Source organism: Duganella sp. BJB1802 (assembly GCF_013369445.1).
Taxonomy (GTDB): domain Bacteria; phylum Pseudomonadota; class Gammaproteobacteria; order Burkholderiales; family Burkholderiaceae_D; genus Rugamonas; species Rugamonas vulcania_A.
Genome location: NZ_JABWEF010000015.1, coordinates 195,382 through 208,692, shown reverse-complemented (window position 1 = coordinate 208,692; position 13,311 = coordinate 195,382). Strand labels below are relative to the sequence as shown.

Genomic DNA, 13,311 nt, shown 5'->3' with positions numbered 1-13,311 from the left:
GGGGGGCCGCCCCCGCGGGGGCCGCCGTCTCGGCCGCCATCGCCGCCGCCAAGACCTCGAGCAAGCCGACCCTGATCTGCTGTAAGACCATCATCGGCAAGGGTTCGCCCAACCTGCAGGGTGGCGACAAGGTGCACGGCGCCGCGCTGGGCGACAAGGAAGTGGCCGCCGTCCGCGAATACATCGGCTGGAGCGCCGCGCCGTTCGAGATCCCGGCCGACATCTACGCCGCCTGGGACGCCAAGGCCGCCGGCGCCGAGCGCGAAGCCGCCTGGAGCGCCAAGTTCGCGCAATACAGCGCCCAGTTCCCGGCCCAGGCCGCCGAACTGAGCCGCCGCATGGCCGGCGAGCTGCCCGCCGCCTTCGACGCCACGCTGGCCGCCGGCATCGCCGCCTGCGTCGAGAAGAAGGAAAACATCGCCACCCGCAAGGCCAGCCAGAACGCCATCCAGGCGCTGGCGCCGGTGCTGCCGGAATTCCTGGGCGGCTCGGCCGACCTGACCGGCTCCAACCTGACCAACTGGAAAGAGTGCGTGGCGCTGCGTTCCGGCAAACCAGGCAACCACATCAATTATGGCGTGCGCGAGTTCGGCATGTCGGCCATCATGAACGGCATCACGTTGCATGGCGGCTACATCCCGTTCGGCGCCACCTTCCTGACCTTCTCGGACTACAGCCGCAACGCGCTGCGCATGGCCGCGCTGATGAAGCTGCGTTCGATCTTCGTGTTCACCCACGATTCGATCGGCCTGGGCGAAGACGGCCCGACCCACCAGTCGGTCGAGCACATCTCGTCGATGCGCCTGATCCCCAACCTGGACAACTGGCGTCCGTGCGACACCGTCGAATCGATGGTGGCGTGGGGCGAGGCGGTCAAGCGCAAGGCCGGTCCGTCGACGCTGATCTTCTCGCGCCAGAACCTGCCGTACCAGGAGCGTTCGGCCCAGCAGATCGCCGACGTCGCCCGCGGCGGCTACGTGCTGAGCGAGGTGGCCGACGCCAAGGTCACGCTGATCGCCACCGGTTCCGAGGTCGAGCTGGCCGTGGCGGCCGCTTCCGCGCTGGCCGCGGAAGGCATCGCCGCGCGCGTGGTGTCGATGCCGTCGACCGATGTGTTTGACCGTCAGGACGCCGCCTACAAGGCCAGCGTGTTGACCAAAGGCTTGCCACGCGTGGCAATCGAAGCCGGCGTGACCGATTTCTGGTACAAATACGTCGGTCTGGAAGGCGCGGTGGTCGGCATCGATACCTTCGGTGAATCGGCCCCGGCAGGCGTGCTGTTCAAGCACTTCGGCTTCACGGTGGAAAACGTCGTGGCGAAAGTCAAATCTGTCATTGCATAATCTATAATTGCTTGTTGCATTACCTATTTTTCTAATCAGGAGCATAGTATGACGATCAAAGTTGCAATCAACGGCTACGGCCGCATCGGCCGCAATGTGCTGCGTGCCTTCTACGAAGGCGGCAAGAAGCAAGACATCCAGATCGTTGCCATCAACGACCTGGGCGATGCCAAGTCGAACGCCCACCTGACCCGCTACGACACCGCCCACGGCAAGTTCCCCGGCACCGTGACGGTGGACGGCGACAACATGATCGTGAACGGCGACGTGATCCGCGTGTTCGCGCAGCGCAACCCTGCGGAAATCCCATGGGGCGAGCTGGGCGTGGACGTGGTGCTCGAGTGCACCGGCTTCTTCACCACCAAAGAGAAGGCTTCGGCCCACCTGAAGGGCGGCGCCAAGAAAGTCATCATCTCGGCACCGGGCGGCAAGGACGTCGACGCCACCATCGTGTACGGCGTCAACCAGCACGTGCTGAAGGCCACCGACACCGTGATCTCGAACGCGTCGTGCACCACCAACTGCCTGGCCCCGCTGGTCAAGCCGCTCAACGACGCCATCGGCGTGGAAACCGGCCTGATGACCACCGTGCACGCCTACACCAACGACCAGGTGCTGAGCGACGTGATGCACGAAGACCTGCGCCGCGCCCGTTCGGCCACCATGAGCATGATCCCGACCAAGACCGGCGCCGCCGCCGCGGTCGGCCTGGTGCTGCCTGAGCTGAACGGCAAGCTGGACGGTTTCGCGATCCGCGTGCCGACCATCAACGTGTCGCTGGTCGACCTGTCGTTCATCGCCAAGCGCGACACGACGGTGGACGAAGTGAACGCGCTGATGAAGGCCGCCGCCGAAGGCGCGCTGAAGGAAGTGCTGACCTACCAGACCGAACCGCTGGTATCGATCGACTTCAACCACAACCCGGCCTCGTCGAACTTCGACTCGACCCTGACCAAAGTGTCGGGCCGCCTGGTCAAGGTCTCGTCGTGGTACGACAATGAGTGGGGCTTCTCGAACCGCATGCTGGACACCACCGTTGCACTGATGACCGCCAAGTAATCCGGCCTACATCAAGAAAACCCCATCGGCATGGAACGAGCGCGTTCCGGCCGGTGGGGTTTTTTTACGCCTCCGTTACAGCGACACGCGCAAGCCCAGGTAATATCGGCGGCCGATCGCATCGTAGGTCGAGGTGTCGGTCTCGGTGCCGGTGACGCTGCCGGGCAGGCCGGTGATGATGGGCGGCGCCTTGGCGTTGAAGGCGTTGTCCATGCCCAGGTACAGTTGCACGGATTTCTTCACGTCGTAGGTGAACTGGAAATCGTTGTAGGTGCGCGAGCCCACGCCCACCGTGCCCGGCGCGATGCTCAGGCTTTTCAGGAACTGGTCGTCCAGCGAGACCGGCCCGGTGTAGGTGGCGGTCCAGTTGAGGCCGTACGCTCCCCATTTGTATGCCAAGTTGAGGCCGGCGCGGTTGCGCGGCGCGTTGGTGTTGGCGGCCGTGACTTCGCCGATGTCGCTGTTCTTCTCCGCCTCCGGCGTGGCCTTTTGCCACAGCTGGCGCAGCCAGGTCCAGGCCAGGCGGGCGCTCAGGTTGCCCGGGCCGACCTTGTCCGCCCAGGAGGCCGTGATGTCGACGCCCTCGGTGCCGAAACCGCCGCTGTTGGTGGCGGCGACATTGCTGTAGTGGATGGAACCGGAACTCAGGTTGCCCACCGGCGCAGGGCGGCGCGTGATGAAGCTGCAGAAGATCTGGTTGTTCTGGTTGTAACATTGATCCAGCGCATATTGACGGTCGGTGTTGACGATGGCATCGGCGATCTTGATGGTGAAATAGTCGACCGTGAAGGTGAGGCGGCGCAGCATCGGCACCGAACGCGGCGTCACTACCAGGCCGATGGTGGTGGAGCGGCCCTTTTCCGCCTTGAGATTGGGATTGCCGGTGTCGTAGCCGCTGATGCCCTGCTGGTCGGCCTGATTCAGCGTGAAAACGCCGCCATGTGCCGCCATGTTGGCGGCAACGCCCGGCGCGTTGCGGCAATTGACGGCCAGCGCGCTGGTCCCGGACGACGATACGCCTTCGCAGGGGTCAACCAGTCCGGCGGGGAAGTCCTGGGTGGGCGCCTGGAACAGCTCGTTGATATTGGGCGCCCGCGTCGATTGCGCGCGCGTGCCGCGCAGCTTGACGTCCGGGGTGACGCCCCATTCCAGGCCGGCGTTCCAGCTGTTGGTGCTGCCGACGGTGGAATAGTCGCCGTGGCGCACCGTGCCGAGGAAGCTCAGGTCGCGGGCGAACGGCCGGTCTTTCAACAGCGGCACCCTGGCTTCGACAAACACCTCGCGCACCAGGAAATTGCCGAACGTGGGCGGCAGGGCATTGCCGGCGTTCAGGCCGGATTGGGTCAGCGGGTCGGGAATCGCGCTGGAATCCTCGCTGCGCCATTCGAAACCGGCGGCGATGCCGATGCGGCCGGCAGGCAGGCCGGGCACTTCGCCGGTGACCGAGCCGCCCACCAGTTTCTGGGTGATCGCCGTCTCCAGCGAGCCGGGCGCGGTCACATATTTGAGCGCTGCCGGCGTGATGCTGTTGTATCCGAAAATATTGATCGGCACGCAACCCTCGGCCACCGCATGCGGATCGCGGCACACCGGCGTGCCGTCGGGGCCGGGAATCGCCTCCAGCGCGTTGCGCAAGCTCATGACATTGACCTGGCCGGTGGAGTTCTGCGCCTCCTTGGTCTTGCCGTAGGAGAGATAGGTTTCGTAACTCCAGTCGCGCACCGTGCCTTTCAACCCGGTCGCCAGGCGGAAGGTGTCGCGGTCCACGGTGGAGTGGCGCGGCCCGAACTCGGACAGGCGGCGGGTGAAGAAGTAGTCGGGCAGGCCGTCGCCGTCGGTGTCGCTGATGCGGTCGTACAAATACTGCGGCACCAGCGGATTCTTGACCAGCACGCCGTTGACGAGCGAGGCGGCCGGCACCTGGCCGCTGGGCTTGTACACCTGGTCGGAGCCGAGGGGAAAGGGTTCGATATTGGTATCGACCTTGGACGAGGCGTACGTGCCTTCGAAAAACGCGCTGTGGTTCTCGTTGAAGGCCCAGTTGCCGTTGGTGGCGAACAGGTAGCGTTCGGTCGGCACGGCGATCAGGCGGTAGGCCGAGCGGTTGAAACCGGTGGCGCCGGCGCCGGTGCCGGGCGCGCCATTTTGCTTCCAGGGGATAATGTTGTTATTCGCATCATAGGTAAAATCCTCGGTGTCGCCGAAGAAATGTCCCTGCGGAGCGTAGCCGGAAAAGTTGGGCCGCTTGGCCACGAAGGCCAGTTCCGGATGCTTCTGGGTGATGGCCGAAGTCTGGTCGATGGCCGAGGCGGGGCGGTCGCGCGAGTACACCGCGCCCTGTTTCGAGTAGCCGAAATGGCCCATGACGTTGCTGGCGCCGTCGGCGGTGGTGGTGCCGAACGTGAGCGCCAGTTTCTTTTTGTAGTCGTCGCCTTCATTGCTGCGGCCGGTCTGCGCGTCGAATAACAGGCCGTTGAAGTTTTTCTTCAGAATAATATTGACCACGCCGGCCACGGCGTCCGATCCATAAGTGGCGGATGCGCCGCCGGTTAATAATTCCACTCGCTCAATAAAATCCGTTGGAATAGTGTTGAGATCGACGGCAGTATCTCCGGGTACGCCGGAAACAAATCGCCGGCCATTAATTAATACCAGGGTGCGTGAATCGCCGAGGTTTCTTAAATTAACCGTCGATACGCCGGCGCTCGATGTCTGGAAATTGGAATTGGCGCGGCTGATGGTCGGCGTGCCCATGGTGGGGTTTTTCTGCAGTAAATCTTGCAGATTAGTCGCGCCGGACGCGGCAATGTCCGCCGAGTTTAATACCTGCAATGGAGAAGGCGATTCCGCCGCCGCCGAGGCGATGCGGGAGCCGGTTATCAGCACCTTCTGCATGGGTTCGGCGGTTTGCTGGCCGAAGGCGGCTTGCGTGCCCAAAGCCAGGCCGCCAAGACAGAGCAGGCGTATCGCGCGGGCGATCGAAGTTTCATTATTCATTATCCGACTCCTAGGGTGTGTCGCGGTTATTTTTGAATGCCACCGCGTATAGACTGACTAGGCTGCCGAAGAGTTCCCGACGATCGTAAGCTCGATTCTGGCATTTACATGCCAATTTTTAGCTTGTTTCCAGAGTGAAGGCGAAAAAAAACCGGGACATCGTCCCGGCCGTTCGCTCGCGCGGCTGTTTTGTTATTTGTAGATGCCGGAGCCGACCAGCATATCGTCGACTTTTTCAATGTAGCCGGATTTGGCTTCCACCGCCTTGGTGACCGGATTCGGCCATTTGAAATCCACCCAGCCTTTGCCTTTGGATTTGGCGAGGTCGACCATTTCCTTGATCATTGGTTTGCCTTCATTATCCTTGAGGCCTATCAACGGTTTTCCGACCATTTTAGGATTATTACCGTGGGCTAATGCAACGCCATTCAAATCATAAACATAGATATACAGATCGCGGTCGTGGAAAGTCGTGTTGGCCGGATCGGAAATAGCGGTGAAGGCTTTTTCCTTGCCATCGGACTTAATCAGGGCAACCGCCTTTTTAACCATGGCGACGGCTTCGTCGGGCGTACCCTTGTCGGCGGCCAGAGCGGTCGATGACATTGCAAACAAGCTCAAGCTAAGTGCTGCGGCACCGAATAAAGCTTTCATATCACTTCTCCTTTGAGTAAAACTGCGACGGCGCTGGGCGCTCTGATGTTTGTGAATTTCAATATTACTGCAGTTAATGAATTTAAATGGCTTCACAAGCAATGTAACAAAGATATCGTTGTTATGTGGCAACGTTGTCACCGAAGATGGCGTGCCACAAGGCCCTCACATCGGCGGCCTGCGCGGCCACCAATTGCGGATCGACGCGGGCCAGGTCCTGGCCTTGCAGCCTCAGCTGGTGTTGTAACTTGCGCAACTGTCGATAGGCGTCGGCCACCCGCGCCGCCAGCCCCGCGTCGATCAATCCCAGTTCGCCGCACATTTTCAAAAGTGCAATGTTGCCGAAATTGGCGGTCAGCTGCGGGTAGGCGGCGGCGTGCTGCAGCACCAGGAACTGGACGATGAACTCGATGTCGATCATGCCGCCCGGATCCTGTTTCAGGTCGAACAGCTCGCTGTGGTTCGGCTTGGCGTCGACCATGCGTTTCCGCATTGCAATGACTTCCTGCTTCAGCGGGCCGTCGGCCGGGCGTTCCTTACGCAGCACCGCCTCGCGGATCTGCTCGAAGCGCGCGCCGATCGCCGCGTCGCCGGCGCAGAAGCGGGCGCGGGTCAGCGCCTGGTGCTCCCACACCCAGGCCGAATTGCTCTGGTATTTTTCAAACGCCGACACGCTCGACACCAGCATGCCGCTGGCGCCGTCCGGGCGCAGCGCGGTGTCGATGTCGAACAGGATGCCGGCCGAGGTGTGTGATGTCATCCAGGTAATAAAGCGCTGCGCCAGCTTGGCGTACTGGGCCGGCGCCTCCTGGTCGCTGTCGTCGTACAGGAAGATCACGTCCAGGTCGGACACGTAGCCCAGCTCCTTGCCGCCCAGCTTGCCGTAGGCGATCACCGCGAACTGCGGCACCTCGCGGTGGCGCGTGGCCACCGTCTGCCAGATCGCCTTGATGGCGGCGGCCACGATGGTGTCGGCCAGCGCCGACAGGTGGTCGGCCAGCTTTTCCACCGTCAGGTCGCCGGCCAGGTCCTGCGCCAGCAGGTGGAACAGCTGGGCATGGTGGATTTCCCGCAGGATGTCCATCAGCCGCTCGGTGTCGCCCGGCGCCGAGGCCAGTTGGGTTTCGAGGTCGGCCGCCAGCGCCACCGGGTCGAACACGGCGTTGCGCACCCGGTCGTCCAGCAGCTCGTCCAGCAGGATGGGGTGCTGGCTGAGGAACTGCGCGGCCCAGCCGCTGGCGTGCACCATGCGGATCACCCGCGCCAGCGTGTGCGGATACTCGGTCAGCAGCGACAGGTAGGCCGAACGGCGCGCGATCGCCTCCAGGAAATCGAGCAGCCGGCCCAGCGTGGCCTGCTGGCTGCCGCCGCTCGACTCGCGCGAGCACTGGACTATCAGCGGCAGCGCCGCATTGACCAGGCCCAGCAGCCGGTTGCGGCTCGCTTCCGGCAGCGATTGCAGCCGTGGCGCTTGCCAGGTCGAGATCAGGCGCTTGGCCGCGCCCTCGGGATCGTCGAAGCCCAGCGCGGCAAAGCGCGCCACCATCGCCTCGCGGTTGTCGGGATCGGCGCATTCGTTGCTCGATTGCGGATTGATGTCGCCGTCGCTGCCGCTGGTCTTGTCCGAGAACATCTCATCGAACTGGCCGGCGACGAACTGGCGGTGGGCTTCCAGCTGGGTAAGCAGGGTGGCGGTGTCGGGCAGGCCCATCATCTGCGCCACCAGCAGGCGGTCGGCGTCGTTGGCCGGCAGCGTGTGGGTCTGGGCGTCGTCCAGGTATTGCAGGCGGTGCTCCAGATTGCGCAGGAAGGTGTAGGAAGCCAGCAGTTGATAGACGATGGCGTGGCTTAGCAGGCCTTTCTCGGCGATGATGCGCAGCGTGGTGCGGGTCGAGCGGTCGCGCAGCGCGGCGTCGCGCCCGCCGCGTATCAGCTGGAACACCTGCGCCAGGAACTCGATCTCGCGGATGCCGCCGCGCCCCAGTTTGACGTTGTTGCTGCGGTCTGGATGCAGTCGCTCCTGGCGGTTCACCTCGGCGCGGATCTGCGCGTGCATGTTGCGGATGGCGTCGATCACGCCGAAGTCCAGGTAGCGGCGGAACACGAACGGCCGCACGATGGCGTCCAGCGCGGCGATGTCCTCGCTGCGGCCGGTGACGGCGCGCGCCTTGACCCAGGCATAGCGCTCCCATTCGCGGCCCTGGACGATCAGGTATTGCTCCACCATGTTCAGGCTGGCGGCCAGCGGGCCGGAGCCGCCGTTCGGCCGCAAGGCCATATCGACGCGGAAGGTGTAGCCATCTTCCGTGATCTCCGACAAGGCCGCGATCAGCTTCTTACCCAGGCGCACAAAGAACTCGTGGTTGGACAGGCTGCGCTGGCCCGGGCCGGCCACGGTGTCGCCGTCCTCCGGGTAGACGAAGATCAGGTCGATATCGGACGACACGTTCAGCTCGCCGCCGCCTTGCTTGCCCATGCCCAGCACGATCAGTTCCTGCTGCTGGCCGGAATCGCGGCCGACCGGCGTGCCGTGCGCGGCCACCATCTCCGCGTAAATCTCCTCCATGTGCCGCTGGATGGCGAAATCGGCGAAGCGGGTCATGGTTTCCACCACCTCGGCCAGGTTGGCCTTGCCTTCCAGGTCGCGGCGGATCAGCACGCACACCAGCAGGTTGCGCAGCCGGCGCATGGCGCGCATCAGCGGCAGCGGCGGGGCGCCTTCGGGCACGGCGGCGGCTTCTTTTGCTAAATAATCAGCAAGATTGATCTGGGCAAGCGATAATTGCGCTAAATCATCAGCCTTGGCGGCGCGGTCGGGAGCGGCGGCCAGCCAGCGCTGGTAAAAACGTGAGACGGTTGGTGCAATCATTGGCAACGTGTTTCCTGATGCAAAGTTGATCGGTAACGGCAAAGTAACGCTCTGTAAAGCATGTAAAACCGGCGCGGGTCTGCCCTAAGTGGCGCTGTCTCGCACGGGGGATACGGTAGAATTGCTGCGCAGGCATAAAAGCTTGAAACCGAGTTTAGCGATTTATTTGACGCATGGCCTGATTTATTAGCTTATTGATGCAAAAACCAGAAGAGGAGACTGTGACAGGCGAGGGCCCTTTGGCTGCGCGCTGGCACCGGCTGCGTGCGGCCTATCGTTTCTGCAACCTGGCCACCCATCATGTGCTCGGCTTCACGCTGAAGCTGTTCCTGCTGCTGTATTTCGCCTTCGCCATCCTGTTCCTGACGCTGCGCTACGCGGTGCTGCCGAACATCGACCACTACAAGGGCGACATCGAGCGCGCCGCCAGCAACGCGGTGGGCAATCCGGTCACCATTTCCCGCATCTACGCTTCGTGGCGCGGCTTGCGCCCCAGCCTGTTCCTGGGCGATGTGGTGCTGCACGACCAGCTGGGCAACCAGGCGCTGGCCTTGCCGAGCGTGTCGGCCACGATCTCGTGGTGGAGCGTGCTGGCCGGCGCGGTGCGCTTCGAATCGCTGGAGCTGGTGCGTCCCGAGCTCGACGTGCGGCGCGAGGCCGACGGCCGCCTGTACGTGGCCGGCCTGTACATCGACCTGCACAAGCCGAGCGACGGCAAGGGTGCCGATTGGCTGCTGTCGCAGCGCGAGATCGTCATCCGCGAAGGCCGCCTGCGCTGGACCGACCTGCAGCGCGGCGCGCCGCCGCTGGCGCTGGAGGGCGTCAACATCGCGCTGCGCAACCAGTGGCTGCACCACCAATTTGCGCTGAAGGCCACGCCGCCGGCCGCGCTGGCCGCGCCGCTCGACCTGCGCGCCGACTTCACCCATCCGGCCTTCGGCGCGCGCGTGTCCAACGTGTCGATGTGGAAGGGCGAGGTCTACACCGACCTGCGCGACACCGACCTGCAGGCCTGGAAGCCGTGGCTGGACTTCCCGTTCGAGCTCAACAGCGGCGGCGGTTCGCTGCGCGCCTGGATCGGCATCGAGCAATCGCGCCTGACCAGCTTTACCGCCGACGTCGGCCTGCGCGACGTCTCAGCCGTGCTGGGCAAGGACTTGCCGCTGCTGGACCTGCGCCAGCTCACCGGCCGCCTGGCCGCGCGCGAAGACATCCCGGCCACCGCGCCGCTGGTCAGGAAGGGCGGCGAGCGTCCGCGCTTCGGCGCGCTGGGCCACAGCATCGAGCTGAGCAACCTGACGCTGACCACCAGCGACGGCCTGGTGATGGCGCCGACCTCGCTGTCCGAGCATTACGTGCCGGCCGCCGGGAGCAAGCCGGAGCGCTATGAAGTCCGCGCCCGCCAGCTGGACCTGCAAACCATGGCCGGCCTGGCCGAGCGCCTGCCGCTGACCGAGCACCAGCGCAAGCTGCTGGCCGACATGGCGCCGCGCGGCCTGCTGCAGAATTTTTACGCCGAATGGCAGGGCACGTTCCCGGCCTTGCAGACCTACCGCCTGAAGGGTGACCTGGTCGGCCTGGGCCTGAAGCCGCAGCCGCCGCGCCTGGCGCAGCCCAAGACCGCCAAGACGCCGGCCATCGCCGGCATGCCCGCCATCCCCGGCTTCGACAACCTGACCGGCGCCATCGACGCCACCGAGAAGGGCGGCAGCTTCAGCCTGGCCTCGCAGCAGCTGGTGCTGCAGATGCCGGACTACTTCAGCGAACCGTCGATGCCGTTCGACCACCTGAACCTGAAGGCGCGCTGGTCGTTCGAGCCGGACAACCAGTTGCTGTTCGAGATCGACAGCATGGACTTCCTGCAGCAGGGCCTGAGCGGCACGCTGCAAGGTTCGCACCGCATGCCGCTGGCCGGCAAGGGCGTCGGCACCGTCGACCTCACCGGCACCTTGAACGGCTTCCAGATCAACCGCATCGACAACTACCTGCCGATGCAGACCCCGCACGACCTGCGCGCCTGGCTGACCGGCGCGCTGGAGGGCGGCGTGGCCAGCGAGGTCACGGTGCGCCTGCGCGGCGACCTGGCGCACTTCCCCTTCCACGGCGAGGCGGACAAGGCGCGCGGCGAGTTCCGCGTGGCCGGCAAGCTGACCGAGGGCAAACTCAATTACTCCCCTAGCCACTTCCTGCACGACGGCAAGGAGCTGGGCAAGGACGGCAAGCCGCTGCCGCTGTGGCCGCAGGCCGAGCACATCAAGGGGAGCTTCGCGTTCGACCGCGCCCGCATGGAGATCCGCGGCGACACCGCCACCACCGGCGGCGTCGCGTTGTCGGGCGTGAAGGCGGTGATCCCCGACCTGACGATCCACGATTCGATGCTGGAAATCGACGGCAACGCGGCCGGGCCGATGCAGGAATTCCTCAAGTACGTGGCCACCAGCCCGGTGCTGGAGTGGATCTCGCACTTCACCGACGAGACCCAGGCCAGCGGCAACGCCAGGCTGGCGCTGAGCCTGCGCCTGCCGCTGTCGCACCTGATCGACGCCAAGGTGCAGGGCGCGCTGCAACTGATGAACAACGACATCACGCTGATGAACGACCTGCCGCCGGTGCAGGCGTCGCAGGGCAAGATCGAGTTCAACGAGCACGGCGTCAACCTGAACCAGTTGTCGGGCGCCTTCCTGGGCGGGCCGGTCAGCATCACCGGCGGCAGCCAGAAGGACAACTCCATCGTCGTCAAGCTGGGCGGCCTGATGACGGCCGACGGCTTCCGCAAGACCTATCCGATGCCGGCCATGCAGCGCCTGGCCGGCCACTTCTCGGGCGCCACGCGCTACAGCGGCACGGTCACGGCGCGCGACCACCAGGTGGTGGTGGCGGTCGACTCCACGCTGAGCGGCCTCGGCATCGAACTGCCGGCCCCGGTCAGGAAGGCCGCGCCGGACGCGATGCCGGTGCGCTTCGTGCTGACCAGCGCGCTCACGCCGGACGCCGCCGGCGCCATCCACGACGACATGCGTATCAGCCTGGGCAACAACATCGCCGCGCGCTACCAGCGCCAGAAAGTCGGCAAGGCGCCGTGGAAGCTGGTGCGCGGCGGCATCGGCGTCAACACCCCGGCGCCCGAGCCCGACAGCGGCATGGCCTTCAACATCAGCCTGCGCGCGCTGAACGTCGACTCGTGGCTGGACTTCGGCAACGAGATCGCCGGCAAGACCGACAGCGCGCCCTCCGCCGCCGACGGCGCCGACATCGCCCAATACGTGATGCCGGACGCCATCGCCGCGCGCGCCAGCGAGCTGGTGATCGGCGACCGCAAGCTGGAGAACGTGGTGCTGGGCGTCAGCCGCCTGAAGACCGTGTGGCAGGCCAGCGTCGACTCCACCCAGGCCAACGGTTACGTGACGTGGAGCGAGCCGTCCACCGGCCAGGGCCTGGGCAAGGTGACGGCGCGCCTGTCGTCGCTGGTGATCCAGGACTCGGCCTCGAAGGACGTGCAGGATCTGCTGGACGGCAAGAGCGCGGCCGCCACCATCCCGGCGCTGGACGTGGTGGTCGAGCGCTTCGAATTGTTCAACAAGCCGCTGGGCCGGCTGGAACTGCAGGCCAGCAATGCGCAGATGCAGAACGCCCGCGAATGGCGCATCGGCAAGCTGTCGCTGGCCAACCCGGACGGCGAGTTGAAGGGCACCGGCAAATGGGTCACCAAGGATGGCGCCCACACCACCAGCCTGAACTTCAATCTCGACATCGCCGACGCCGGCAAATTGCTGGACCGCTTCGGCTTCGCCGGCACGCTGAAGAACGGCAAGGGCACGCTCAACGGCGACATCGCCTGGAAGGGCCTGCCGTATTCGCTGGACCTGCCCAGCCTGTCCGGCGACATCAAGCTGAACGTGGAAAAAGGCCAGTTCCTCAAGCAGGACCCGGGCGCCGCCAAGCTGCTCGGCGTGCTCAGCCTGCAAGCGCTGCCGCGCCTGCTCAAGCTGGACTTCCATGATGTCTTCTCGGAAGGCCTGGCGTTCGACGGCATCACCGCCAACGCCGCCATCAACCGCGGCATCGCCAAGACCGACAACTTGAAAATGCACGGCGTCGCCGCCACCGTGCTGATGGATGGCAGCGCCGACATCGCCAACGAAACCACCAACCTGCACGTGGTGGTGATCCCGGAGGTGAACCTGGGCACGGCGCCGCTGGTGTACGCGCTGGCGGTCAATCCGGTGATCGGCCTGGGCAGCTTCCTGGCGCAGCTGTTCCTGAGTGCGCCGGTGATGAAGGCCTTGACCTATCATATGCAGGTCACCGGGCCATGGAAGGCGCCGGTGGTGACCAAGCTCGACGCATCCAAAGTGGAAACGCCCCCCGCCAAGGGCGCCAATTGAACGG

6 protein-coding genes are annotated in these 13,311 nt (G+C 64.7%); 3 read left to right on the top strand and 3 right to left on the bottom strand.

The window, feature by feature from the left end:
• Together HUX88_RS22760 and gap are read left to right on the top strand one after the other, a co-directional pair.
• The coding region (locus HUX88_RS22760; RefSeq protein WP_176363214.1) for a transketolase C-terminal domain-containing protein at positions 1-1,343 on the top strand (1,343 nt) is incomplete at its 5' end.
• A gap of 48 nt (positions 1,344-1,391) precedes the next feature.
• Positions 1,392-2,402 (top strand): type I glyceraldehyde-3-phosphate dehydrogenase, encoded by a 1,011-nt coding sequence (gene gap / locus HUX88_RS22755; RefSeq protein WP_116993371.1) that lies wholly within the window; start codon positions 1,392-1,394, stop codon positions 2,400-2,402.
• A gap of 75 nt (positions 2,403-2,477) precedes the next feature.
• On the opposite strand, the gene HUX88_RS22750 is transcribed toward gap, so the two are convergent.
• From HUX88_RS22750 to glnE, 3 genes are all read right to left on the bottom strand, one after another.
• Positions 2,478-5,297, bottom strand: coding sequence for a TonB-dependent receptor domain-containing protein (locus tag HUX88_RS22750; protein WP_229219485.1), 2,820 nt, complete (start codon positions 5,295-5,297; stop codon positions 2,478-2,480).
• Between the two features lie 294 nt (positions 5,298-5,591).
• Positions 5,592-6,053 (bottom strand): cache domain-containing protein, encoded by a 462-nt coding sequence (locus HUX88_RS22745; protein ID WP_117013190.1) that lies wholly within the window; start codon positions 6,051-6,053, stop codon positions 5,592-5,594.
• A gap of 121 nt (positions 6,054-6,174) precedes the next feature.
• Positions 6,175-8,922 carry a bifunctional [glutamate--ammonia ligase]-adenylyl-L-tyrosine phosphorylase/[glutamate--ammonia-ligase] adenylyltransferase gene (gene glnE / locus HUX88_RS22740; protein WP_176363212.1) on the bottom strand — a complete coding sequence of 916 codons (2,748 nt, stop codon included), beginning with the start codon at positions 8,920-8,922 and terminating at the stop codon, positions 6,175-6,177.
• 197 nt (positions 8,923-9,119) lie between these two features.
• On the opposite strand from glnE, the gene HUX88_RS22735 reads away from it, so the two are divergent.
• A complete protein-coding gene (locus tag HUX88_RS22735; protein ID WP_176363211.1) occupies positions 9,120-13,307 on the top strand; it encodes a YhdP family protein in 4,188 nt (1,395 codons plus the stop codon).
• The last annotated feature ends 4 nt before the right edge of the window (positions 13,308-13,311 follow it).

Coding starts and splice junctions, on each gene's coding strand:
- gap (WP_116993371.1), top strand. CDS start 1,392: ATGACGATCAAAGTTGCAATCAACGGCTACGGCCGCATCGGCCGCAAT.
- HUX88_RS22750 (WP_229219485.1), bottom strand. CDS start 5,297: ATGCAGAAGGTGCTGATAACCGGCTCCCGCATCGCCTCGGCGGCGGCG.
- HUX88_RS22745 (WP_117013190.1), bottom strand. CDS start 6,053: ATGAAAGCTTTATTCGGTGCCGCAGCACTTAGCTTGAGCTTGTTTGCA.
- glnE (WP_176363212.1), bottom strand. CDS start 8,922: ATGATTGCACCAACCGTCTCACGTTTTTACCAGCGCTGGCTGGCCGCC.
- HUX88_RS22735 (WP_176363211.1), top strand. CDS start 9,120: ATGCAAAAACCAGAAGAGGAGACTGTGACAGGCGAGGGCCCTTTGGCT.